The 25,344-nt window shown below is 36.3% G+C and carries 29 protein-coding genes; 22 read left to right on the top strand and 7 right to left on the bottom strand.

Annotated features, from left to right (window positions below; genetic code table 11):
- The first annotated feature begins 467 nt into the window (after positions 1-467).
- The 4 genes from ACFSFW_RS15940 to ACFSFW_RS15925 all read left to right on the top strand — a co-directional run bounded on the left by ACFSFW_RS15940 (position 468) and on the right by ACFSFW_RS15925 (position 4,127).
- On the top strand, positions 468-1,622 hold the full coding sequence (locus ACFSFW_RS15940) for a hypothetical protein (RefSeq protein ID WP_388039719.1): 1,155 nt from the start codon (positions 468-470) through the stop codon (positions 1,620-1,622).
- A gap of 14 nt (positions 1,623-1,636) precedes the next feature.
- Positions 1,637-2,050: a hypothetical protein gene (locus ACFSFW_RS15935; RefSeq protein ID WP_388039717.1), complete on the top strand. Its 414-nt coding sequence runs from the start codon at positions 1,637-1,639 to the stop codon at positions 2,048-2,050.
- Positions 2,051-2,407: 357 nt separating this feature from the next.
- Positions 2,408-3,118: a hypothetical protein gene (locus ACFSFW_RS15930; protein ID WP_388039715.1), complete on the top strand. Its 711-nt coding sequence runs from the start codon at positions 2,408-2,410 to the stop codon at positions 3,116-3,118.
- A gap of 193 nt (positions 3,119-3,311) precedes the next feature.
- Entirely contained in the window at positions 3,312-4,127 is an 816-nt protein-coding gene (locus tag ACFSFW_RS15925; RefSeq protein WP_388039714.1) for a hypothetical protein, read from the top strand.
- A 449-nt stretch (positions 4,128-4,576) separates the two neighbouring features.
- Here ACFSFW_RS15925 and ACFSFW_RS15920 read toward each other — a convergent pair whose 3' ends face one another.
- The 3 genes from ACFSFW_RS15920 to ACFSFW_RS15910 form a co-directional block, all read right to left on the bottom strand.
- Positions 4,577-5,650, bottom strand: coding sequence for a DnaD domain-containing protein (locus ACFSFW_RS15920; RefSeq protein ID WP_388039712.1), 1,074 nt, complete (start codon positions 5,648-5,650; stop codon positions 4,577-4,579).
- A 100-nt stretch (positions 5,651-5,750) separates the two neighbouring features.
- Positions 5,751-6,254 (bottom strand): competence protein ComK, encoded by a 504-nt coding sequence (locus ACFSFW_RS15915; RefSeq protein WP_388039710.1) that lies wholly within the window; start codon positions 6,252-6,254, stop codon positions 5,751-5,753.
- A gap of 124 nt (positions 6,255-6,378) precedes the next feature.
- A complete protein-coding gene (locus tag ACFSFW_RS15910; RefSeq protein WP_388039708.1) occupies positions 6,379-6,732 on the bottom strand; it encodes a helix-turn-helix domain-containing protein in 354 nt (117 codons plus the stop codon).
- Positions 6,733-7,195: 463 nt separating this feature from the next.
- Here ACFSFW_RS15910 and ACFSFW_RS15905 point away from each other — a divergent pair, with 463 nt between their 5' ends.
- The 4 genes from ACFSFW_RS15905 (at position 7,196) to ACFSFW_RS15890 (ending at position 11,017) form a co-directional block, all read left to right on the top strand.
- Positions 7,196-7,978 carry a YwqG family protein gene (locus ACFSFW_RS15905; RefSeq protein WP_388039706.1) on the top strand — a complete coding sequence of 261 codons (783 nt, stop codon included), beginning with the start codon at positions 7,196-7,198 and terminating at the stop codon, positions 7,976-7,978.
- 125 nt (positions 7,979-8,103) lie between these two features.
- A complete protein-coding gene (locus tag ACFSFW_RS15900; RefSeq protein ID WP_388039705.1) occupies positions 8,104-8,364 on the top strand; it encodes a hypothetical protein in 261 nt (86 codons plus the stop codon).
- 2 nt (positions 8,365-8,366) lie between these two features.
- Complete coding sequence (locus tag ACFSFW_RS15895) at positions 8,367-9,278, top strand: hypothetical protein (protein ID WP_388039703.1); 912 nt, start codon at positions 8,367-8,369, stop codon at positions 9,276-9,278.
- Positions 9,279-9,280: 2 nt separating this feature from the next.
- Complete coding sequence (locus ACFSFW_RS15890; protein ID WP_388039701.1) at positions 9,281-11,017, top strand: hypothetical protein; 1,737 nt, start codon at positions 9,281-9,283, stop codon at positions 11,015-11,017.
- 235 nt (positions 11,018-11,252) lie between these two features.
- On the opposite strand, the gene ACFSFW_RS15885 is transcribed toward ACFSFW_RS15890, so the two are convergent.
- The 4 genes from ACFSFW_RS15885 to ACFSFW_RS15870 form a co-directional block, all read right to left on the bottom strand.
- Positions 11,253-11,675, bottom strand: a complete 423-nt coding sequence (locus ACFSFW_RS15885; RefSeq protein ID WP_388039700.1) for a hypothetical protein — start codon at positions 11,673-11,675, stop codon at positions 11,253-11,255.
- A gap of 579 nt (positions 11,676-12,254) precedes the next feature.
- Complete coding sequence (locus ACFSFW_RS15880; protein ID WP_388040337.1) at positions 12,255-12,512, bottom strand: IS3 family transposase; 258 nt, start codon at positions 12,510-12,512, stop codon at positions 12,255-12,257.
- Between the two features lie 374 nt (positions 12,513-12,886).
- Complete coding sequence (locus ACFSFW_RS15875; protein ID WP_388040336.1) at positions 12,887-13,048, bottom strand: IS3 family transposase; 162 nt, start codon at positions 13,046-13,048, stop codon at positions 12,887-12,889.
- A 119-nt stretch (positions 13,049-13,167) separates the two neighbouring features.
- Positions 13,168-13,470: a helix-turn-helix domain-containing protein gene (locus ACFSFW_RS15870; RefSeq protein WP_388039698.1), complete on the bottom strand. Its 303-nt coding sequence runs from the start codon at positions 13,468-13,470 to the stop codon at positions 13,168-13,170.
- A gap of 441 nt (positions 13,471-13,911) precedes the next feature.
- Here ACFSFW_RS15870 and ACFSFW_RS15865 point away from each other — a divergent pair, with 441 nt between their 5' ends.
- The 14 genes from ACFSFW_RS15865 (at position 13,912) to ptsP (ending at position 25,153) form a co-directional block, all read left to right on the top strand.
- Positions 13,912-14,412, top strand: a complete 501-nt coding sequence (locus tag ACFSFW_RS15865; protein WP_388039696.1) for an acyltransferase family protein — start codon at positions 13,912-13,914, stop codon at positions 14,410-14,412.
- 11 nt (positions 14,413-14,423) lie between these two features.
- Positions 14,424-14,798: an acyltransferase family protein gene (locus tag ACFSFW_RS15860; RefSeq protein ID WP_388039694.1), complete on the top strand. Its 375-nt coding sequence runs from the start codon at positions 14,424-14,426 to the stop codon at positions 14,796-14,798.
- 881 nt (positions 14,799-15,679) lie between these two features.
- Positions 15,680-16,429: a GntR family transcriptional regulator gene (locus tag ACFSFW_RS15855; protein WP_388039693.1), complete on the top strand. Its 750-nt coding sequence runs from the start codon at positions 15,680-15,682 to the stop codon at positions 16,427-16,429.
- 36 nt (positions 16,430-16,465) lie between these two features.
- Complete coding sequence (locus ACFSFW_RS15850; protein ID WP_388039691.1) at positions 16,466-17,194, top strand: amidohydrolase family protein; 729 nt, start codon at positions 16,466-16,468, stop codon at positions 17,192-17,194.
- A gap of 45 nt (positions 17,195-17,239) precedes the next feature.
- Complete coding sequence (locus ACFSFW_RS15845; protein ID WP_388039689.1) at positions 17,240-17,716, top strand: PTS sugar transporter subunit IIB; 477 nt, start codon at positions 17,240-17,242, stop codon at positions 17,714-17,716.
- A 39-nt stretch (positions 17,717-17,755) separates the two neighbouring features.
- Positions 17,756-18,145, top strand: a complete 390-nt coding sequence (locus tag ACFSFW_RS15840; RefSeq protein ID WP_388039687.1) for a PTS sugar transporter subunit IIA — start codon at positions 17,756-17,758, stop codon at positions 18,143-18,145.
- A gap of 15 nt (positions 18,146-18,160) precedes the next feature.
- Entirely contained in the window at positions 18,161-18,637 is a 477-nt protein-coding gene (locus ACFSFW_RS15835; RefSeq protein ID WP_388039685.1) for a PTS sugar transporter subunit IIB, read from the top strand.
- Positions 18,638-18,666: 29 nt separating this feature from the next.
- On the top strand, positions 18,667-19,419 hold the full coding sequence (locus ACFSFW_RS15830; protein WP_388039684.1) for a PTS mannose/fructose/sorbose/N-acetylgalactosamine transporter subunit IIC: 753 nt from the start codon (positions 18,667-18,669) through the stop codon (positions 19,417-19,419).
- Between the two features lie 13 nt (positions 19,420-19,432).
- The gene (locus tag ACFSFW_RS15825; RefSeq protein ID WP_388039682.1) at positions 19,433-20,257 is read left to right on the top strand and encodes a PTS system mannose/fructose/sorbose family transporter subunit IID; all 825 of its coding nucleotides are present in this window, start codon (positions 19,433-19,435) and stop codon (positions 20,255-20,257) included.
- Between the two features lie 85 nt (positions 20,258-20,342).
- Positions 20,343-21,068, top strand: a complete 726-nt coding sequence (locus ACFSFW_RS15820; protein WP_388039680.1) for an amidohydrolase family protein — start codon at positions 20,343-20,345, stop codon at positions 21,066-21,068.
- A 130-nt stretch (positions 21,069-21,198) separates the two neighbouring features.
- Complete coding sequence (locus ACFSFW_RS15815) at positions 21,199-22,185, top strand: IF-2B domain-containing protein (RefSeq protein ID WP_388039679.1); 987 nt, start codon at positions 21,199-21,201, stop codon at positions 22,183-22,185.
- Complete coding sequence (locus tag ACFSFW_RS15810; RefSeq protein ID WP_388039677.1) at positions 22,185-22,991, top strand: BtpA/SgcQ family protein; 807 nt, start codon at positions 22,185-22,187, stop codon at positions 22,989-22,991. The genes ACFSFW_RS15815 and ACFSFW_RS15810 overlap by 1 nt, the downstream gene beginning before the upstream one ends.
- A gap of 165 nt (positions 22,992-23,156) precedes the next feature.
- Positions 23,157-23,423: a phosphocarrier protein HPr gene (locus ACFSFW_RS15805; RefSeq protein ID WP_388039675.1), complete on the top strand. Its 267-nt coding sequence runs from the start codon at positions 23,157-23,159 to the stop codon at positions 23,421-23,423.
- Entirely contained in the window at positions 23,423-25,153 is a 1,731-nt protein-coding gene (gene ptsP / locus ACFSFW_RS15800) for a phosphoenolpyruvate--protein phosphotransferase (protein WP_388039673.1), read from the top strand. The genes ACFSFW_RS15805 and ptsP overlap by 1 nt, the downstream gene beginning before the upstream one ends.
- Positions 25,154-25,344: the final 191 nt, after the last annotated feature.

The raw sequence follows: 25,344 nt of genomic DNA, 5'->3' as shown, positions 1-25,344 counted from the left end.
GGGTTGTGATAATCATAATATAACAGGTTAGGTGCGACTCTTCAAGTCTTTGGGTCTGAAAGTTTTAGATAGTGTTTGGTTCGGTGTTATTTGATGAAGTTATTATAGGGGTCCGACAGAGCGGCCAAGCAGTGGGGGTGATTCTACCGAGACAGATCTAGACATTCTCTTAGTGATAGTTGGAAGGCTAGGCGGTGATTCATGTATTAGCGTAGATAGTTAGAAAAAGGGCTTTATGTAAGATAAAAGGGACTGGTCACAGGTTTAACATCATTTTAATAGTAGTGTAAAGCGTTAATGAAATAAATTAATCTTCAAAAAAGTTCTAAAATGGTATAATCATATATTGTTAGTACTTTTTTACTAGTGGGGCAGAGACATAGGTCCTTGTCCTAATTTTAAAATCAACCATTTCAAATTCTTCTAAAACAGCAATTTGTGTGAGTTGACGAATATGGAGGATTTAAATGAGTCTTGAGGAATTGCGAAGGAGAAGAAGTGAACTAAGCGCACGGTCTGAGAAAACGCTTAGTAATATGAATTTCATTACAGAAGAATCAAGAAGAGTGGCTGATGTTGCACATAATTCTCAGAAAATCCTTAATAACCTGGATAAGGAGTTTGAGGTACAGACGGGGCTGAATGGTACTGATATAGGTTTTTTGTTTTTTGCAACAGCCTTACAGTGTTTGAGACAGTATCTCTTAACAAGTTTTGAGGAAAGGCTACCTGACCAAAAGGCAGCTAGTAAGGTGAAAGGCAACGGAATTAAAGAGTCTAGTAATCGAGCACATAAATGGTATTGGCCTTCTTTAGAAGAAATTAGTACGAATCCAGTTCCGTATGATGCTCTGTTTGGTAGCCCTGATTTTGGGCTGGGTCTTAGTGGCAATTCCCACAGATTCAAAACACTGGGACATGATCCTCTTCTAGGGTGGCTATTTGGTACATCCAATATTGTAACAAGCACCTTAACCACATGGGATTTGCAGTCTTATCATATTAAGACTGGTCGAACATTAAGGGGTGATCCCCGTGACAAAATAACCAATAGGGCGGACACGTTCAAAGTGTTTCATTATACAAAAGAACGGTTGCTTAATGATGGGTTAGATGGAAAAATAGCGGTTGGAAGAGCGTTATTTAAACAAGCTGAACATCTTAAATCAGACGAGTATTCAAAGGCTGGGCTGCCACTTTCAATTATTAGTGCTGTATCACCATCAGATGCACAGAAATTAGCTGAATATGGACTCGATATAGGCAATATCAAGACAGTTGGAAAGCAGGCTTCTATGTCCATCTTAATCAATACTATGATTGCGATGATTCATGGTTTATTTTACAATCCAGAGAAGTATCATTCATGGTCCATGTATGAGGTGAAGACTCGAAAAATATTAAGCTATTCCAATGCACTTGCCTCTGCAAGTAACGTCATTTATGTAGCCTTAAGCTCTTATGCAGGGAATGCAGATGCAATTAGAAAGCTAGATGTCGGGGGATTAATGGTAACCATCTACAGATTAATCTCAGACAGTCAATTTATTAACCAAGTCAAAGAAGAGTTTGTCTTTGGCGGATTTAACAAATTAATTCAAGGTGAAGAATATCAATTTTAAGGGGGATCACACAAATGGGTTTTGGTCGATTTTTAAAAAAGGCAGTAATCCCAGGATATAACGCTTTTGATATGGCGAAAAAGGTGAAGGATAATGGGCTTGTTGGGGGAATCAAAGAAAGAATAAGAGAAGACGTTGAAGACACCCCCGGTGTAAGCCAAATCTATCAAGCTGGTAAGCATGAAGGAAAGAAAGAAGGCTACGCAGAAGCCTCTTATGAATATGAGCAAAAGCTTTTGCGACAGGCCGAAGCATTCCTAAAACAGAAAAATCATTTCGAATTCCAAAAGCAAGAATACGAGAACCTCATTGACGATTACGAAACATACATAGACGAAATGACCCAAAAAGAAAACCTAACCGCCGAACAAAACAACTACCTCCAACAGATTATGGTTATGGAGAGGAAGTTGAAGAAGGCAATGTAGGAAAGCCCGCTGTACAGCCATTTGTAAAGTGGATGGGGACGAAGGTCACAGTGACGACCCGAAATTTGTCGAAAAGCGGTTCTGTTCGTCCAACTCCGAAGGTTACAATGGATTAGTGATATTAGGGTGCTATTAATTAGGTTTCAGCGAAAGAAGGTATTACAGGTTAAAAGCGAGAATATTTTACGAACTAGCTTTTATTCTTATAGAATTGAAGTTTATAAGAGTGGGTATCCATTGTAAATAATGGGTGTTCTTATGTATTTACTTAAATCGAATAGAATAAATAAACTTATTTTGGAGGATTGAAGAACACTGAATAATTTACAAGATAAATTGCTCAATTTAATAATTTTTGTGCTTTTTTTTGCTTTCGTTGTCATTATCGCTATCTATATAAGTGATAAGGGAGTAGGTGAGGTAGACGTATTAGCGTTTGTTGGTTCTATCCTTGGAGGTGTTTTAACTCTCGGAGGTGTTTATTTAACAATCACATCATCGTTTGAAGGTTTGAGGAAACAATTCGATTTTGAACATAACAAATTGGTTGAGGCAAATAGATCTTATATTACTGTTCAGCAACTAACTGCCCCATTTAAACTGCACAACGTTGAAACAGGTTATAAAAGTAGAATTATACTAACAAGAGACTATGAGAGATTCATAGATAATCACAACGATGAAGATTTAAAAGAAATAGACACATCTTTTTATAAATTTAGCATACATGGAATACCAGAAATTGTAATTGATTGTAAAATAGTGATAACATTAACAAAACCAGGAACAGAGGAATTACTTTATATTGAATCGAATATAGGGATGATTGAAAAGGATGAGGAATTATTCATTCCTTGTTATGTTGATGATTCTTTAAAAGAATTAGAACCTGTAAAAATTGAAGCGGAATATACGACTCTTTCTGATGAAAGAATCCACTTTGAGTTCGATGCAAGAAATATGGTTGAAGGCTACTGGTTGTTGAAAGATGGTCAAAAGGAAACTATTTTTCAATTTACTGTTCAAAATAGTGATTGGATTTTCCCTAACAGGAAAAAGAATCAGTAAATTTGCAGAATAATGGCAGAACATTAAAATCTGGGGCATGCTGGCTGCTGATAGGGCATGTGAAATGTTGCCCGGATTCTATTCATTCTTATATTTATTTTTCCGTGATAGGCGGTCATTTTGTCCGAGAAAGTGGTACTTTTAAAACGAAATAATCAGTAATCAAAGTATATTGGAGAAGGGAGGAGAGCCCTTGCAAATAGAAGTGACAATAAAAGAAGCGTGTACTGCCGGATTCTGGTCTTGTTTACAGCTAACAGATTGGATTCAAATGATATCTGTCGCTATCGCTATGATTGCAGGTATAGCTGCTTGGAAGTCAGCTAGCGCTTCAAAAAAAGCATCTAAGATCGCTAATAAACAGTTAGAGATAATAAATAAGCAAAGAATAGATTCTGTTAGGCCTGAACTTTTTATGAAAAATGAAAAATATGTTTTACGATATAATAAGGAAATGCATATTGGCTTGTTTTCTAATGGTGCAGAAAATACACGTAGTAGTGAAGTGGATGGCAACTTATATTTAAGCATTAATAATATTGGAGAAGGTCATGCAAAAAATATAAAAATTAAATGGGATTTTGAAGTTTTCCTATATATTAAATTCATTAAAGAACATCAAAAAGATAACCAATTTATAGTTAATTATGAAGAAGGAAATAGTATATCATTTAATGAAGGCAGTTCTGTGTATCTAGATACAGAATTTGAGAACTCTGAACCAATTTTTATTACAAATCAAGATTACAGAATTAGACTTCCTTATTTTTATACTAGAATTCTTTCTATTTATATTCATATATTAAATGCCAAGAGTGATTTCAATTTTCCTTCTGAGTCATTGCCAAAATTGAATTTTTCAATTACATATAATGATGTATTGAAAAACCTTACAATTAAGAGGTTTACTATCACTCCTCAAATTACTCAAAAAGGCAGTTCGACTGAAGACGGTGAAATATCTTGTTATGAATTAGAAGTTTTACTCCAAATTGACGAAATAACATAATCTTTAAAGAAGGATATGCCCAATAATTATCATTTTGAAACACGGGGACGGTTCCACTGTTCCCCAAGGTTTGCACTTAAACTATTATTTTCGGGGCAGGACGACCACTGTGATAAAATTTTACCGTGCTAAGGTAATGAGTTTCTTAATCATAGAGAAATCTACCAGTCGCCATGCATGTACATCTTTATTTGTTAAAGGAATATTGGAGTATTGTACTACTTTAATATTAGTTCTAGGTCACTGTTACGCCTCGAAGTATGTCGAAGCGGGTCTGTTCGTTCAGCCCCTAAATATTATGGTACTATTAATATACTTTTACCTGTACTAATCGCGAAACTTTATTTCAAACAAACGTTTGATTAGCGGTCTATAGCAACAGTGCCAGGCCTTTTTAATTTTAAACAAACGCTTGATTGGATGAGTTTTTTGGTGGGGAAGAACTGCTGTTATACTGGTAAAATGTTATTATTTAGTATTCTTGAATAACACAATGGGGCAGGTTTAGTGTCCAACGTTTGTATATCGCTATCTACTCTAGGTTTCTTAAGTCGTTCCTCAAATAGTCTTTTCTTCTCTTCGAAGCTAGGATTGTGTACAGGTTCTTTGCCCTGACCACGATTATGAAACCAGTCAGGGAGCAGTTCTTGTCTTGTTGGTTTTTTAATAGATGGGTCCCTCGTTTGCTGTTTATATGCTATACGTGCAGCATAAACATCATCCAGAGTTTGATGTCCTTTATCTACCCAGTCTCTTAGTACGGCCTCTACATAGTTCCAACGCTTTGATGAATTTTCTACGGCTAGTTTCATCGCTTCGATAACGAGCTCGTCTGATAGGTCAATGCACCACGCCTTAATTTTATCAGCGATAAAGCTGCCAATCGTTCCAAATCCATTTTGCTCGAAGAATCGGTACGGGTCTTCTTTTTCATTGGTTTGCTGTAAGTCTTTTGAAGAAGAAGAAGTCTCTGATGTAATCTTTGTAGTAATCTCTGTAGTAATCTTTGGTATTGGTGTGTTCAGATTGAACTCCTCTACGTGCCAAGTTGAACCGCTCGACTGCTCACTTTGAACACATGGACTGTCCATGTTGAGCACATCGACTGCTCCATTTGAACATACCACTTGTTCAGGTTGGTCTGATGAGACAGGTTCTTCCTCCATGAAAATAAGGTCATCGCAAATGCCGTCATCCTTTAATTCGTTTAGATTTTCATAGTTAATTGTGTACCATTTTGTTTTGTCCAGTTTTAGTTTATTGAAATTTTGTGAGGTTAGGTAGCCTTTATTTTCTAGTTTAAGAATTGCTCTTTTAATCGTGCTTTTTGAGATGAAAGGAATTTGTTCTACCAACTGATCATAGGTGAGATACACCCATTTTTGACCAAGTTTAATATGTTTGCTGCGTTGGAGCCAGTAGTGGATTTGTTGAAGGATAATACTTTCATTTGTACCAAGTAATTTGGCAAGAGTCGGTACAACAATTAGTGGTCTTTCATTCAGTAGAATATTTCCATTCATGTTCGTTCATCCTTTTTGTTTTAGTGGTGGGTCGGAGGGACAGGTCCCGTGTCCCAGGGAAATGATGATAAATCTAGAGACGAGGAACAGTGCTCTATAGTTACATTCCTAACAATGTATACGTTTGCATTTTATCCTGTATTGCATATTGTAAGACACACATGGTGGTTCGGGTGTATTGCTTTTCTAATAGATAATGAGATTCGTTCATGGGCAGTTCTTGTTGATTATTGAATTGGATTATTGATTGGGTTTTATTGCTTGTTTGTAGAGATGGTACGATTGACTTTATATGGTGGTAGAAGATCCAATTGCACTCAAACGCGGTAGGAGATTGAGTGGGGAACGCGAAGATATTTCTTCGAGGGTTGATTGGAATGGGTACCTTTTGAATCGCTCCGGTCAGATGGGTAACAGCCTTACGCCTGCCTTCGTAAGTTGAGCCGCCTTCGAGACAAGCTGCTTTGATGATTTGGAGTGGAGTCTGTCTTACATAGATGATTTGATGCTCTTCTTTGACAATCGCTGAGTACTCGATTTCCCTTGCGGGAAGGATCGCCTGTGTTTGAGGGTTCACTTCGTAAGTGAGTTGAATGTTTTTCATGTGGTTTGCTCCTTTTTTGTGGTGGTGGTGGTGCGGGGATTCTATCTGCTTAAGAGGCCTTATAAATGGTCAGAATTTCTTTAAAATAGAGGGAACTTTGATGTTTTTATAAGCTGGCATTTTGTTATCTTTTTGAACGAAGGCGTTTGAATGACTCGATTAATGCCGGTGTAACTGAAATTAGTTCTTTCATTGATTCGCTGTCTAACTTTTGAAGCATATCCATATGCTCTGCAAGCAATAGCCTCTTTTCTGAGTCTTCCTTAATGAGGTCGAGATTCCTTTCTAGTTCTCCTACGGTTACACCTAATACCTTCGCAATGTTATTCAGGATCTCATATGAAACACTTTTATCAATACCTCGTTCGATAGCACCTAAATAATTTGTGGAAATGCCAGCCTTCTCAGCTAAATATTTCTGATTCCACTTCTTTTTCTTGCGTAAGATTCTTATCCTCTGACCAATTACATCAAGCATAAAATCACCTCTAGGCATAGTAAAACCTAAAAGGTGTAAAAGATAAACAAACTGTAGAATGTACTTTTGTAGAATCAACACTATCGTGTTGATTTTGAAAAAAGTTCACAGATTATATCAGTTTTATTGCTAGAACTAATGATGATTATAAGTTTTATCTAGTAACCGTTTATGTAAGAGCGCTCCATGTATTCTTTTCCGCTTCATTCCTTCTGCTTGATGACCTTCGTATTATTTGATCTTCCTCGTTCTTGATTACATGGTGGTAATTAAAAAAATGATTGTTTCCGTCATCTCTAGTAGTTATATTTGTCTTAATACAGTAATCAAGATAGAAGATCTAGAAAACATTCACAATAATTATCTATATCAGTGACTACTCTGTGAATGGAGCTAGTGTGGAATGTATAGGATTTACAAAACAAAGTTGCTAAAAGTTAAAGAAAAAAGTGGGAGTGATTGGATGAACACCATACATAATCTACCGAAAGAATTTGAACCATACAGAGATGCAATTGAAAAAACAGTTAAACCAGTAATAAAAATTACTGGTGTTAAAGATAATACAACTCTCTTTGAAAGTAAAATTGCTGGGGATCCTTATTTACCAAAGGATATTGAGCATCCGTTGGATGAGGTTGGTAAGCCAATGAGATTATTAGCCCAGATTAATTTTGCGGAGGTTCCCCACATCGTAGGTTTTCCAGAGAAGGGGATTTTACAATTCTTTATATCTGGAGCTGATGATGTAATGGGTTTGAACCTCGACCATCCAACCCAGCAGAAAAACTTTAGGGTTCTTTTTTACACAGAAATCATTCTAGACCCTTCTCAATTGGTCCAAGACTTTAGTTACGTGGACAAAAATGATGAGTACTTCCCTTGTGAGCATGAAGTTAAACTGTCATTTGAAGTGGAGAGTGAGCCTGTGTCACTTGTCGATTATCATGTTGAACATTGTGGGTTTTACGAGGTACTTGATGATAATGCCGAATTATGGGACCTGTATTCAGAAACTTTTGGTGGTGAAGGTGCAAAAATTGGAGGATATGCACATTTCACACAGGAAGACCCACGGAGCTACGGAGATTATAAAGACTATAATACATTATTGCTTCAAGTTGATAGCAACGAAGATTTAGGGATTATGTGGGGAGATGTTGGGGTAGCAAATTTCTTTATTACAGAAGAAGATTTACGGAAGAAGAATTTTGCAAACGTTCTTTATAATTGGGACTGTTTCTGATAGGGAAGTTACTTTTGGCCTTCCAATTATTTGGAAGGCCTTTTTTCTATTATTTTGTTAAAAAATGTCGGTTATTATTATATAGTAAAAGTATCATAGGAAAAAAGTCATGAAGAGGTGCTGCAATGGTTTGGGTGTTACTAGGAATACTAGTAGTTATTTCTCTGCTTTTTCTATACAAAAGAAGTAGAGAAAAATTAGTAAAACCTGTTTCGGTTCGGGTGATGTACAGCAGTGGCAATGGTAATTTTGAGGCCACCGGAGATGTGGAGGAGTTTGTTATTAAAAAGAATGATCGCTTTGAGTTTTTAGTGAAAGACGGAGTTATCGTAGCGTGTAAGGATCGAAATCGTCATAGTGATTTTATCTTCTATAAGGAGACGTAAAGGTGAAAGTAATCGATTGGTTATCTGATAGAGTACAGACATTTACTGGTGAGAAGGACCGGAGAAGTATTGTAGAAGAAATGAAATTTGTTCATTCAGCCCATAAAGAAGTGTTAACTAGAAAGATTGAAGAAATAAATAATTTTATTCAAATGTTTAATCAAAGAATCCGCTCAATTAATATGTTTCGAAAAAATCAAGTTAGAAAAAAAGTAGAAGCATTATATTCATTTTTAACTGTTTTCGGAAAGCTTGAGGGAAAGTCTACCTTTGTTGATGAAGAACGGCAGGAGGAAGTTGAAATACCGGCTAAAGAGTATGAGAAGGTAGAAGATTATATCCAAGAAATTGACTGGTCAAAAGACGAGGTTTATAAGAAAACCTTTTTAAAATCAATATTTGGTGCCAGATATGAAACGAGAAAACAAAACATTTCGATGTTAGATGTACTTAATCAATATAAATTAGGAATCAAGAGTATCGAAAAGCAGGCTGATTTTAAAAAGGAAAGGGTTTCTGTCGATATTGAAATTGCAGTACTATATCAACAGAATATAGAAGTTATTGATGAGGTAATAGAGTCAAAAGTAATTCCAGAGATGGAACTAGTAGAGGCCATGCTGGAGGCTGAGTCTCTTAAAAACTACATCATTGCTAAAAGAGAGATTGAAAATATTCCAATGAATAAAAATATTAGCCTGTTAAAAGGAACAATGTATGAAAAACATTATCATTTTATAAAAAACACCTTTCTATTTTATATCATTAGTAAGAGAATCTATAATACTCCAATACTTACACATTTATTGCAGGATAACTCCTCATACAAGGACCTTGAAGAATTAATGGAACAGAAAAAAATATTGCAGGAACAGCAAGATGAGTTGGAAAAAAATCGTGTACAAGGAGCATAATTGTGGAACTAAAAAAAGCCATTATGTTACAAAATAGCTTAGCAGAAGCTGAAAATAAGGTGTATCTAAATGCTGTCACACAATTAAATACGGGTATGAAGGAACTGCTAACAAATGATGTAGGTAACCAGCTGGTGAAGGCTTGTGCAATAGATATATCCGGACATGCGGTTCGTAAATATTTTGATATGGGCGACTTGTATGTAACAGCGGACCAGCTTGCAGCGAGAATTATTAATTTTGATTATAAAAATGAAATCGATCCGTTGGGTAGTAATAAAGAGTATCAAAAAGAAGTCTATGCGTATAAAGATTCGGAGCATTGGGATATAATAAAATCCAAAACGATACAGACCATTGAAGAACGAGATGATCGTTCTCAAAAAGGTGTTTTTACTGAAAAGCGAAAGTCTGGAAATGAACGCTTTTATGATAAGGATGGAAACGAATATCGTACAAGATCTGCTTATAAAAAAGCAGAAATTAATCCAGGACAGGAAGAGATGAAGGATAGTTTAACAGGTCAAGATGCTGCGAAACGAACCATACAAGGAGATCATGTCCGCTCTGTAAAAGGGGCGACCTATAATGCTCGTTATTTAAAAGATTCATATGTTGATGAGATGCGAAAAGTATACAATTCAGAGCACAATATGCAATGGATTGATGGAATTGCTAATCAATCCAAAAATGACGCTGCAACTCCGGAAACGACAATAAATCGATGGGAAGAAACAACAGGGAGTACGCGAGAGAACCTAATTAAACGTGGATATCTCGACCCTGAAACGGGTAAAGTACCCAAAACAGTCAAAAAGGAATTGGAGAAGAACTTTAAGCATATCAGCAATACCGAAAGTAAAGTAGCATTAAAGCATGTGAACCACAAACAAGTTGGCAAGGATGCCGCTACTGAAACAAAGAATTCAGTAGGTAAAATACTGACAGGGCAATTAATCTACTATGTTCTTCCTCCACTTGTATATGAAGTGAAAACCTTAACGAAAAATAAATCTATGACTCTAGACACTTTTTTTTCAGAGATTAAAAAGGCTGGTAAACGTGTCGTCTCATATGTCTTTTCAAAGTTGAAAAAGGTATTAGCGGGAATTGTAGGGAACTCTTTAAAGAAATTCCTTAAAACTTTTTTTGATATTATTTTAAGTATCTTAAAAGAGACGGTAAAACGACTGATGCGTGTAATAAAGGATGTTGTGTTAGCACTCGTTGATTCTGTTAAGGTAGTTCTTGATAAAAATGCAACAGGTTTACAAAAGGCGGATGCGGTCTTTAATTTACTTGCTGTAACTATTTCAAATGTAGTTGTACAGCTTTTATTTGAATATGTGACAAAACAAACTGGCTTACCTGGGTGGCTAATGGAAGCAGCTGAGCTCATACTAACGGTACTTACAACGAACATTATCATGTTGATCTTACAAAAGGCAGATTTATTTGATGTAAGTTACGGCCTGTTAACCGCCAATATTGAAAAGCTATTCGAGGAAACTAAAAATACGTATGAGAAAAACCTCACAATGATAGAGGATTTTTCATCCAATGAAATAGCAGAGATCCTAGATATGGTAACCTATGAAACTAAGGAAATAAAAGAAAGATTAGCAACCTTCGATATCCACCAGGACACTGTAAAAGGTGAATTGGAAAAGGTAAATAAACTATTTGACATGAAAATTGACTTCGATACAGAATGGCAGCAATTTATTGGAGTCTCATAACAAATGAAGGGTGACGTTGTACGGTGCATATTATTATAATTGGAATAATCCTGATTGTATTGTTCTTGTGGATTGGTGCAAAACTTAATAGTAGATAGAAGGAAACTCGACTTTTTATCGTCGGGTTTTTTGCTTAGGTGAAAGAAGTGTCACAGTGACTCCTCGGCTTTTGTCGAAAGTTGATGGACCTGAGTGAAATCAATTACAAGAGAGCTATAAATAGCTCTCTTGTAAATTATTGATTATATAATTCTTTATATGCAATTACTTTTAATGCTAAGATTTCTTCTTCGGTTAATTTGCTCTGTACTTCCTCGAGTACTTCTTCTTTAGATATTGTGCCTTCTTGTACTTGTTGTCTAATATCATTTAGTTCAGTAATTCCGACTTTTTTTATTAGTACTTTAGTTGCTTCCTCTTTTGTTCGAAATGGAAGTTTACTCTCATCAACTGATTTTGCGTCTTCCAAAAAGGACATTAACTCTGGATCGTTCTCAATCGATCTTTTGATTTCTTCGATTTCTCCGCTATTTTCTAGTTCTGTTGATATTCTGTTTATTAACTGTTCAGATGCTATTTTGGTTCCAAAATGGTAAACCCCATAGCCTAGAATCACCAATACAACTATGGTGAAAAAAAGAAATTTTAAAAACCTCATATATTCACCCTCCCACTATAACTATACATAAATCATGTAGGGCTGAATAGTGTCATTGGCTTTTTTAAATGTTACTAGCGGTTATTAAAGGGTTATTGTTAGTTAGATTATACGTACTATAATAAAAATAATAATTCCCTATAAAGCTAATGAAATTGACATTCCCCATAGACAGCCTTTTGTAAATGAACCTTTTTCCATTAATATCACCGACCTGTTAGAAGCTTGTTCTAATTATATAAAAGCTTAGTTCAAAATATTGTCTATTTGGGTTGTCGAATCTGCTATTTTTTTTTGTACATTCACGCAAAAGATTAAGAGTTTTTTTGATTAAGTATGTACGTATGACCAATTGCTGTCTTAGTTAGAGCACGGTCACAGTGGTCCATCCCCCAGAAAATGGACATTTTGAAATACGACAAAAAATAAGTGGAATTTAGTCTTTCTACACAAGTTTTTCACTTGTGATGTAGTAACTTGACATGGAGCCTCTGCGGGCATGAATTCTACTGCCAAAACGCCAGCTATATAAAAATAGCTTGGCGTGCCGAATGAGGCTATCATGCCCGCCACTCCATATCAAGTTGTGACTCGGACATTTAATAGATTAAATGCTCCCTTCAGCGATTGTAAGTAGTTTGAATAATATTTCTTTGGTGAGACAAAACCAATTCTACTTTGAATTCGTACTTCATTATAATACCGAATATATTTTTCAAAGCTTTTCTTCAAAATTGATGGTTTGTTTACTGGATAAAAACAAGGTGCTTCTGTTTTTAATTGTGAAAAAAAGCTCTCTATTACGGCATTATCCCAACAGTTAGCCTTGCGGGACATACTAGGTATAAAATGTAATTCTTTGCTTAAATGATAATAATCTAACGACCTATACATACTTCCTTGGTCGCTATGAATAATAACACCCTCTAAATTTTGTAACCTTCTTTTCTTTTGAGCCTTTCTGACTGTGGCTTCAACTAATTTCGTATTTGGACTCGGTCAATTTCGAATGCAATAACTTCTCGATTAAATAAATCGAGAATAGCTGATATATAACGCTTTTCATTCCCAGTTATCACCTCAGTCATATCAGTAACCCATTTTTGATTAGGTTTTTCTGCGTCAAAATTCCTTGCCAAAAGGTTTTCATACACAAATCCAGCGGCTTGGGATTTACTTTCCTTTGTTGACTTAGGCTTCCTCACGTTTGCCTATAAATTAACTTCATTCATTAAACGTTCAACTCTCTTGTGATTCACTATAATTCCTTCATTTTTTAATTCATTTGTAATCCGATTAATGCCATAAGTACCTTTATGACGGTTGTATATTCTCTTGATATCTTTTAAAAGCTCATAATCTTTCTGTCCTATTTCTTTTTTTGGTCTTTTTAGATACGCATAATATCCACTTGTAGAGACACCAAGTACGTTACATAAAAGAACAACCGAATAATCCTTTCTCAGGAAAGTAATAGCCTCAAATTTTTTCGCTATCCTTTCTTCCTCAGAAAGGCCTGGAACTTTTTTAGGATCTCATTCTCCAATTCTTTCTCTTTTAATTGCTTTTCCAACTTTTCAATTTTAGATTGTTGTTTTCGAACAGATGAATTACTAAGAGATCGAGGATTAATCAGACCCTTTTCTCCCTTTTCTTTATAAGCATTAACCCATCTATTAACTGTATCACGATGAAGATTTAAATCCTTTGCGACAAGTGCCACTGGAGAATGCTCGTCCATTACCCGACGGACTGCTTTTATTTTAATTTCGACAGTACTATGATTTTTCGCCAACTTATCACCCTTAGAATAATGTAGATTTGTCGTATCTTTATTAATCCCATTATGTCCATTTTAAGGGGAAGGATTACAGTGACGCCCCGAAGTTTGTCGAAGGTTGTTACGCGTTTGAGCAATATCAAGAGTATATGGATTTACGTGTTTAGGGTTAAGATGATTCACACGAAAAGGAACAGCTCGAAGAGCTAGTGAAAACCGCCCCCTCAAAAGAGAAAGAAGATAAATCTCTACGTAATGTAGTGTTCATCTTCTTTTTTATTTACAATGTTTTCTCATCTATTACAACGGATTTACGTAACTTCAAAAACAGATAACATATCCGATTAATTTCGATGACATCTGATTCGATTTGCCTTTTAAAGTGTATGATAGTTTATCAGCATACTTGTTTGTATGTGGTTTAGAGAAACATTTTGCAACTAGGAGGCCCGTCTCATGAGTAAGGAACGTGAATCCTATTTTGACAATGCTAAATTGATACTCATTTTTCTTGTTGTGTTTGGACACTTTATAAGTCCACATAAAGAGGATAATGAAGCTTTATATACAGTTTACAACTTTATCTACACCTTCCATATGCCTGCGTTAATTCTTATAGGCGGACTTTTCTCAAAGGGTATTATGAAGAAGGGGTATTTAATCAAGGTTTTTAAGAGACTATTGATTCCTTATTTTACTTTCCAACTTATTAATTTTGTCATTCTTAGAATTTGGAATGGAACGGAGACGTTTACTCTTTTCCAACCATATTGGACGCTTTGGTTCTTATTGAGCATGGTGCTCTGGAATATCCTGCTTCTTCTATTCATTAAGCTGAAGCACCCAGCGATCATGATAATTGTAGCGATGACAATTGGTGTTTATGCGGTTATATCCAAGATATCGGGACCTATTTCAGTCTATCGAGAACCATTGTATTCTTCCCGGTATTCCTAGGAGGCTACCTGTTGAGAAAAGAACACTTTTCCAAATTCCTGCGACCTAAAATACGTATAGTAGCGGGAATGATATTTGTGGGGATGTTTATCGGTTATTTTTTCTTTTTCCCACAGGAGGCGAAGGGTTGGTTGCTTGCTTCATATTCCTATGAAAAATTGGGTGTTGAATTAGGGCAAGCGTGGTTCATGCGTCTATTGATGTACGCTCTGATGACCCTTGCTACGTTCAGTTTTATGGCGATTGTGCCGAGGAGGAAAATGTTCGTAACCCATCTAGGAGCGAGAACGCTTTATGTATACTTATTACATGGATCTATTGTGCAATTGTTCAAACTTTCACCGCTTTATGACTACGTGGAGGAGTCCGGAAACTATTTTGTGTAATTGGTCATAGCGGCGATTGTAACCTTTATTTTAGCATCAAAACCAATCATTACACTCGCACAACCGATCATCGAACTGAAGATCCATCTGCTCCAGCGTTATATGAACAGAAAAACAGCGGATGCCTGAAAGTGTCACAGTGACGCCCCGAAATTTGTCGATGATAGATAAAAGGTTTGAAATTTTGTTAGGGACAGGGAAAGTTCCACGTCCTGTTCAACAATCTTCATAACAGGGGCACGGTTTAGTGTCCCTAATTACTTTCTTCCGAAGACTTTTTCAATCGTTCCTCAAACGTTCATAGGTGAGTACACTAATATTTATTTCCTTTCACGCTAGGGCTAATCGGACACATCCTGATTTGCTTCTTGGATGAGCTAATCTTGCTTCCTTTCTCCACTTATAAAGTGTAGGTTCATATTAGGGGAGCATCATCCTCTTAATGATTACTGCTTAACTTCATTTTTATATCGTTTGACATTCTTACTATTCATGTCGATTTATCTCCCAATAACCTCTGTCCTAACAGCGGGGTAATAGCAATTAATAAAAATGAATTAAATATTTAAAAAATTCAATTGACAACCACTTTAAAAAGATTTATAGTTTAAGCATAAAGAAACTTGTTATAACGTTATATTAACTTCGCTAAAAGTGAAGGCGTTTGCAACATTTAATAAATAATTATAGTATAGATACCAAATGATAAGTCGTATAGACTTTATTATTTTATTTCAACTTATTATAATGTTATATCATTTACGGGGCTGCAAAGTGAGAACTAACAAATACTAGATTTGAAAAAATTAGTTAATCCAAAAATTACGCTTCAACTCGTTATAACGTTATATCAAATACTCTTAATTGGATAGGTGAATGCTATGAAACCCAATATAGACAAGGATTCAAGAGTGCCTTTGCACTTTCAGATTTATGAGGACATTAGGGGGAAAATAGAAAGAAAACAATTGCTTGCCGGTGACATGCTGTTGTCTGAAAGTGAACTACAGAACCTATATGGAGTCAGCAGGATTACAGTCAGACGGGCCATTCAAGATTTAGAGAATGAGGGATATGTAAAAAAATCGCAAGGAAAAGGAACGATCATTTGTACCCCGAAACATAGGTACGACTTAAAGACACTTACTAGTTTTAGTGAAGATATAACCAAACATGGAGAAATTTCGAGCTCCATTATCCGGGAGTTCAGCATAATAAAGGCCGATACCAAGATTGCGCAATCATTAAATATCTTGGAAGGAGATGAAGTGTATTATTTGGAACGAACCCGGTTAAGTGACAATACTATTGTAGGTCTCCATAAGGCGTATATCAGAATGTCCAATGAGTTTACTCTCGATCCATCAGAGTTTAATGAAAAGACTTCATTATATGAAACCTTAATTAAGAAAGGAGTTCTATTTAAATCCGCCGACGAAATCTTAGAAGCCAAAACTCCGGACAATAACCTAAAGCAGATTTTGAAGATTGAAGATACCATCCCCATCTTCTATAAAGAACGAGTAACGTATGATACATCTGGAATTCCTATTGAATATGTAAAAATGTATTACCGTTCAGATGTTTATCAATATAAAGTCACCCTTGATGTATTTGACGAAAATAAATAATTTATAGCTGTAAATGAGTTAGGAGGAAATGAAATCATGAAAATATATGACATTCACTCACATTTAGGAAAAACAAGTTCAGGTGAAGAAAACACACCAACAGATATTGTTGAGGAATTAGGAAGATACGGGATTACTAAAATTGGGATTAGCAGCTTATCAGGAACTTCTACAAGAGTTCAAAACGATACCATCTACAAAGCGATGAAAGAATATCCAGGGATTATTGAAGGCTATGGCTTTATTAATCCTAAAGCCCCTGATGCGATTGAGGAAGTTCACAAATGTTTAGGCGAATACAAAATGAATGGCATCAAGTTTCACTCATGGAAACACGGGTACTATCCAGATAATACACCAAGTTTAAATGATATATTCTTTGAAATCGAAAAATACGGAGTTCATGTCCAAACGCATGTCGGTACAGCTCCAATTAGTACACCTTATGTTTGGGCTGAATACGCGAAGAAATTCCCGAAAATTGATTTTCTCTTTACTCATACCGGTTATTATGAATTTGGACTATCAACAATCGAATCAGTTAAAGATTTGAAAAACGTTTGGGTAGAAACATCAGGCCAAATGAATACCGAGGTGTTAAAAAAATCGATTGAAATTCTTGGGCCTGAACGAGTGGCATTCGGAGTGGATTGGCCATACAAACTAGTAAACATTGAAATTGAGAAGTTTTTTGAATTAAATATTCCTGAAGATCAACTAGAATATATTTTTCATAAAAATGCAGAGTACTTGTGGAGAATGTAAAGGATTACATCGCAGGGCAGAACCATCAAAAAGGAGCGAATAAGAATGAATATTACGGTTTTTAGAATCGACGAACGATTAATTCATGGACAAATTGTAACCGCGTGGATTACCTACGCAAATGCAAATCGAATTATTATCGCAGATGACAAAGCGGCCAATGATGAATTCCAAAAAACATTGCTTCAAATGGCAACACCTAAAACGATTGAACTGCAAATCCTTGGAATAGAAGAAGCTATTCGAACTATTAAAGAAGACACAAATGATACAAAGGCATTGTTATTAGTAAGAGGACCGCAGGAAGCACTGCAAATGATTGAAGGCGGCCTTGATATCAAAGAAATCAATGTTGGTAACATCAATATGAAAAAAGGCAAAACAAAGATTCTAGGAAACCTTTGGATAGACGACGAGGATATTCGAAATCTAAACAAAATACATGAGGCAGGAGTTGCCCTTGAGGTTCGTACTGTACCAAACGAACGCAGTCAAAATGTGATTAACTTGGTCAACAAGTAACCATTTTTAAAATATTAGACTTCGGGGAGAGATTTAAAAATGATTAATATTTTAGTTGTTACGCACGGAAAAATGGCAGAAGGAATCGTGCATTCTGCAAAAATGTTTACAGGAGAAGCGGAAAGTGTTGAGTTTCTTTCTTTAACGGAAGATATGGGACAAGACGAACTTTCAGATTTAATAAACGAAAAGTTGAAAGGGGTTTCAAGTAACGAACAATTCCTAATACTTTGTGACATTATGGGAGGCACTCCGTTTAAGGTCAGTAGCAAATTTTCATTTAACAATGACAATGTAGCAGTTTTTTACGGGGTGAATTTACCGATCCTCGTTCATGCAATTTTATCTAGAGATGGACAAAGTCTTAATAGCCTGACTACTGAATTAGTAGAGTTAAGTAAGGAAAGTTTAGGGCTAAGTGTTATATAAAGGAGCGAAAAGAAAATGAACATCACAGTTTTTAGAATCGACGAACGATTAATCCATGGACAAATTGTTACCGCTTGGATTGCCAATGCGGACGCAAATCGAATTATTGTTGCAGATGACAAAGCAGCAAACGATGAATTGCAGAAAACACTGTTACAGATGGCAACGCCAAAAACAATCGAACTGCAAATTCTTGGTGTAGATGAAGCCATTCGAACAATCAAGGAAGATGCAAGCGAAACGAAGGCGTTGTTGTTAGTAAGAGGACCAAAAGAAGCACTGCAAATGATTGAAGGTGGCCTTGATATCAAAGAAATCAATGTTGGCAACATCAATATGAAAAAAGGAAAAACTAAGATATTAGGAAACCTTTGGGTCGATGTGGAAGATATTCGTCATTTGAATCAGATAGCTGAAGCAGGAGTCTCGCTTGAAGTTCGTACAGTTCCTAATGAACGCAGTCAAAACGTAATTCAATTAATAAATAAATAAATTTCAGTTAAAGACAGGGGGCCTTACACATGGATATTCTATTACAGGCAGTACTAGTTGCATTATTTGTTACCATTGCATTTATTGACTCGCATACTTTACAAACTCATATTTTCAGACCTATTTTTACAGGGCCAGTCGTTGGATTAATAATGGGTGATGTGACCACAGGATTAGCAGTGGGTGTAACAATTGAGCTAATGTTCCTTGCGGTCATCTTCGTAGGGACAGCAACTCCTCCAGATCCAACGCTCAGTACAGCTATTGCAGCGGGAATCGCGATTCTCGGTGGCGGTGGAACCGAACTAGCTGTTGCGACTGCATTACCAGTCTCTTTTATTGGCCAAATTGCTACTACTTTCCAGAACTCGGTGATCAACATCTTCTTTATGCACCGAGCCGAAAGGGCCATAGGCAACTTGAATACGCGTGGGCTTGTATTAAATAATACGGTCTATCCGATGTTAATGAACGCTATTTTATATGGAATACCTGCTTTTCTAGCAATCTACTTTGGAGCAGATTTTGTAAAGGGAATCATTGAAGCTATTCCTGAGAAATTGATTACCGGATTAGCAGCTGGCGGAGGATTAATTGGAGCAGTCGGATTTGCGTTACTACTAAGTACAATCCAGGTAAAAAAATTCTGGCCGTTTTTATTCTTAGGTTTTTTCTTTGCTTCCTATTTAAAAATAAATATGATAGGAATTGCGTTATTGGGGGTCATTTGTGTTGCATTGTATTACTACCTTAAGATAGATGAACAAAACGCTAATGAATAAGGAGAGAGCGAAAATGGCACAAGAGAATGAAAAAAAATTAACCAAAAAAGATTTATGGAAAGTATTTTGGAACCAAATGACGATTCGTGCCGCTAATAACTATGAACGTCAGCAAAATGCTGGTTTTACGCAATCCATGATGCCTGTTATTGAAAAAGTATATGACGATCCCGAAGATAAAAAGGAAGCTTATGAAAGACATATGGAGTACTTCTTAACACAAGACATGGTTTCTGCTATTCCTGTTGGAATCAGTGCAGCTATGGAAGAAAGATATGCCAATGAAAGAGACTTTGATCCATCCACGATTAGCTCTGTTAAAACAGCCCTAATGGGACCATTGGCAGGCTTGGGTGACTCCCTTCTAAACGGAACCGCAAGACCTATCCTAGCTGGACTTGCTATCTCATTAGTCAGTGCTGGAACAGGTTGGATCGGACCAATCATGTTCGTGATTTGTATGACGATCCTTTCACTGGGAGTTCGCTACCTTGGTGTTTTCCAAGGTTATAAACAAGGAATTTCATTAGTTGGCAAATTTCAATCATCTGGATTGATTAGTAAAATTTCAGAACTTGCTGGGATTGCTGCCTATATTATTGTCGGTGGATTCATTCCATTATTAGTGGTAGTAAATGTTCCAATTGAATATACGTCTGGAGAGACAACCATTAGTATTCAAGAAACATTAGATAATTTAATGCCTGGGGTACTTGGGTTACTCTACACCGGTGTCATGTATTACCTCATCACAAAGAAAAAGGTATCAGCCATTAAATTAATCTTCTTTACTATGATTTTTGGAATCGTCGGAGTATACGCAGGGTTTTTAGGATAATAGATTCGCAGCACCTCTACCCTCCCCTAAGCATTGGAAGGTAAGTGCTGCTCTTGCATGAAAATCAAACAAGAAGGTGAAGAAATTGATTATCGATATACACGCTCATTTGAAAAGAGATGAGACAACTTATGAATACCTCGAACAAGAATTATTAGATGATATGAAAAAAAATAACATTTCTTTACGGGTTGTCTCAGCATTAGAAGGAAAGTCTATCCAGGATCAAAATAACTATATTTCGGACTTTGTAACAAGGCATCCTAATCAATTAGTTGGCTGTGCTGTCATAAATCCGAAAGAAGACAATTCAGTAGAAGAAACGAAGAGAGTGCTGCAACTCCCTGGAATAAAAATGATTGAATTTAATTCAATCGAACATGGCTATTATCCTGATAGCTGCTCTAATATCGATCAAATTCTTGATATTGTTGAAGAAGCCCAAATACCAGTCAAAGTTTTCACGGGAATTGGTTCTAGGTCAATGCCTCAGCAGTGGGCTGTTCATGCAAAAAAGCACCCTAATATCACATTTATTTTCCTTCATATCGGCTGCTTTGACTATGGCTATAGCTGTGTAGATGTTGCAAATGACCATAACAATATTCTTGTTGAAACCTCTAACCAATATGAAGTACAAGTTCTTAGAAAAGCATTTACCGTATTACCAAAGGAAAAATTACTTTTCGGTTCTTATTATCCCACAACTTTGACAAAATGTTCAATTGACCTTTTTGACATGTTTAACTTGGAAGGGGACTATCTGGAAAGTATCTATCATAAAAACGCTGAAAAATTACTTGAGAAATAAAAACACCTTGAATATGGATGTTTGTTCTTCATACCTGCCGAACAAATATCCACAGCAGATGGGGCTATTCACATGATCCGTAACAAAGTTTGTGTGAATAGCCTAGTAGAGGAGAAGGAGACGGTTTTATATGGTTCAGGGAGCAGAAAGTGTTAGAAAGCTTTTGCCTACAGACGTTCAATCATTATTTGACGATATTGTTGGACAAAAGGTATTGGGAGCAAGTAATCACATTTCTATGATCGGTGACATGATTGAATCGATTGCATTGGACGGAAAGAACAATAAATCTTACGTCAAAGAAATCATAGAAAAAATTCAATCTGTAAGCCTATTTTTTATCAAAACAAGAGGAGAGGCAAGTCAGGCGGTTAGCAATGCCATCATGCTGATGACACACAACCTGGAAATTCATTCAGATAAACCAATCGATGAAGCTGTTGAAAGAATCATTAACCAAAAGAATAGTTACCTTGAATATAACAAAGAAGCCACATTAAAAGTTATTGATTACGCTAATTCTGCGGTCAATGACATGAAAAATATCCTAGTCTATGATTACTCAAGTACAGTTGATAAACTTTTGAAAAGACTAGGCGAAAATGAGAAAACCTATACCATTTATATTCCTGAAAGCCGCATTATTGATGGTGGCCTTCCTTATGTAAAAACTTGCCAGGAGGCAGGTCATCAAATTAAGTTTTTCCCGGATGCTGCTCTTATGTATTATCTCAAAGATTGTGATGTCGCACTAATGGGAGCAGAAACGTTCTTCCCAGATGGAACAGGCTTTAATACAACTGGCTCTGATATCGTTGGTTTAGTTTGTGACTATTATAAAATCCCATTGTATTTTCTAACCCCTTTAATTAAGTTGGATATTCGCCCGATTTATGGATATAAGAAGGTGTTAGTTGTTCAAGAATTGGAGAAGAAATTAACCGGAGATTGGCCAGATCAAAGTCTTGCGGAAAATATAGATTTTAAGGCACCTGAATTACTAGGGGTAACACCTAAGCATATCACAGGATTTATTACAGAAGATGGAATTATCCCAGCAAATCAAATGTTCAATGTCAGCTTGAATTACTATAAAAAGTTAGGAGGAGAAATCTAATGACAGCGTTTAAACCAAATTGTACGGTTTTATCGATGATTCAGCCTCCACCGCTTCCGGGAAGTTATCGTCACAGTGATCAAACAATTGATGAGATTGTGTATAATTCTTTAAAAGAAACCGAGATGGTGCAAGAAAATGGATTTGATGGAATAATTATTCAGAATATGAATGACATGCCAATCAAGCAGCATGCCGAGCCAGAAGCAATTGCCTATATGACTAGGATTGCTTATGAAATTAGAAAAGAATTTCCTTCCATAGCGATGGGTATTTTGATGAATTGGGATGGTGTTGCCGGATTATCTGTAGCCGATGCTGTGGGTGCAGACTTTGTGAGGGTAGAGCATCTTTTTACGGGGGCAAATGTAACGAGCGCTGGCATACTTGAAGCGCAATGCGTTGATATTGCTAGACTCAGAAAAAGAATTAGAACCAAAGTACCAGTTTATGCCGATGTATACGAAGTACATGGGGTGCCGCTTGGTCGTAAACCAATTGAAAATGCCGCATGGGAGGCTGTTCATGAGGCATTTGCAGATGGATTATTTATTGCAGGAAATAGTCCGGCTGAAAGTATTGAAATGATTGAAAAGGTAAGAACGAAATTGCCTGATACTCCTATCTTCTTAGGTGGAGGAGCAACTGGAGATAATATTTATGAGTTGCTAAAATACTATGATGGCGTATCGGTGGCTACATGGGTAAAAAAAGGTGATATGAAAAATCCGATTGATCCTGAACGAGCTCGCATTTTTATGGAAGAAGCGAACAAGGCGAAGGAGTTTAGAAAAAACAAACTTTAAATTTTAGGGTCTGACCTCCACTGATTTTAGGGTTACCGGTGGGGGTCAGGCTATATAAAGATATATATTTTTTGATTGAAAGAGTTTTAGGTGAATAGATTCGGTGTTAATGCCAGTCTTTATTATTTTGAAGTATAGATAGATAGAAAAGGAGCAGGAAAGAATATGATAGAAAAACAATATAGGGTTATTGAAGAAACTGGAATTCATGCTCGCCCCGCGACTATTTTAATACAGGCTGCAGGAAAATTTGATTCAAATATTCAGCTAGAATATAACGAAAAGAGAGTAAATTTAAAATCGATAATGGGCGTTATGTCTCTAGGAATCGGCCAAGGCGGAGAAATTAAAATTATTGTTGATGGTACCGATGAAAAAGAAGCATTACAAAGTATAGAAGAAACGTTAATGAAGGAAGGTTTAGCCGTATAATGAATTCTTTAACTGATAGAACACCTTTACTTAACGGTATTGCGGCTTCAAGCGGTATTGCAATAGCAAAAGCATATCTTTTAATAGAACCGGATCTCTCGTTTGAAGAAAAAAAGATTGAAGACATCGAAAAAGAAATAAAACGTTTTCAATCAGCTATTGGGAAGGCGATAAAGGATCTTGAGGAAATACGGGACAGTGCTAAAAAAGAACTAGGCGATGACGAATCAGCTATTTTTGATGCACACATACTGATTCTAAGTGACCCAGACTTATTAAATCAGGTTAGCGATAACATTAAGGCAACAAGGAATAGTGCTGAATCTGCTCTTAAAAGTACTTCAGATATGTTTATTACAATGTTTGAACAAATGGATAATGAGTATATGAAGGAACGTGCTGCTGATATTCGTGATGTGAGAAAAAGAGTACTTTCATACCTTTTAGGTGTAGAAATTGTAAATCCCAGCATGATTAAGGATGAGGTAATTATTGTTGCCGAAGATTTAACTCCTTCGGATACAGCACAATTAAATCGTGCTTATGTAAAAGGGTTTATAACGGATATTGGCGGCAGGACATCTCATTCTTCTATTATGGCTCGTTCAATGGAAATTCCTGCTGTTGTAGGCACTAAAACTGCAACTAAGGCTATTAATAACGGAGATATTGTGATTGTGGATGGTTCAAGTGGGGAAATACTTATTAATCCTTCTCAAGAAATGGTTTCAAAGTATAAGAAGAAACAAGCAGATTTTGAAATACAAAAAGAAGAATTGGTTAAGCTTGTGAATGAAAAGACTGTAACTATAGATGGCCATCATGTGGAATTAGCCGCCAATATCGGAACACCTAAGGATTTAGATAGTGTTGTTCAAAATGGCTCTGAAGCAATCGGTTTATATCGGACAGAATTTCTATACATGGACAAAGACCAGCTTCCCTCTGAAGAAGAGCAATATCAGGCATATAAGGAAGTTTTAGAAGGAATGAATGGAAAGACTGTAGTGCTACGGACTCTTGATATCGGTGGAGATAAAGAATTGCCATATTTAAACCTCTCAAAAGAAATGAATCCGTTCCTTGGCAACCGGGCAATTCGACTTTGCCTTGAAGAACAAGGGATGTTTCGAACCCAATTAAGAGCTCTCCTAAGAGCTAGCTTATATGGTAGCTTAAAAATCATGTTCCCGATGATAGCGACACTTGATGAATTCCGTCAAGCTAAAGCAGTTTTAGAAGAGGAAAAGCAAAAATTAGTTTCTGAGGGGATTTCGGCCTCTGATTCTATTGAAGTTGGAATTATGGTGGAGATTCCTTCAACGGCGATTATTGCTGATCAATTCGCTAAAGAGGTCGACTTCTTTAGTATTGGAACGAATGATTTAATTCAATACACAATGGCAGCTGATCGTATGAACGAACGGGTTTCTTATTTATATCAACCATATCACCCAGCTATTTTACGACTTGTTAAGATGGTGATTGACTCAGCGCATAGAGAAGGAAAATGGGTAGGAATGTGCGGAGAAATGGCAGGAGATGAAACTGCTATTCCGTTATTACTGGGGCTTGGTCTTGATGAGTTTTCTATGAGTCCCACATCTATTTTAAAAGCACGTTCACAAATTCTTCGCCTTTCCAAAAAGGAAATGGAAGGTTTAGTAGAAAAGGCATTACAAATGAGCACAACTTCTGATGTGGTGGAAGCAATGGTGGACGTAAAGTAAGGTCACAGTGACGCCTAGAAGTTTGTCGAAAGTGGGTCTGTTCATTTCACACATATGAAATATATAAAACATTATCTAACCTCTCATATGCCTGGTTTTATTCTTAGGGGGATCTTCCTCAAAGGGTATGGGACAGAGGGACAGGTCCCTCGTCCCAACATTCAAGACCTGAAAATGCATCAGTCTATCAT

Origin of the sequence: Ferdinandcohnia salidurans, assembly GCF_042680725.1 — a bacterium.
Classification (GTDB): domain Bacteria; phylum Bacillota; class Bacilli; order Bacillales; family Bacillaceae_L; genus Ferdinandcohnia; species Ferdinandcohnia salidurans.
This window is presented reverse-complemented; position numbering and strand designations above follow the sequence as displayed.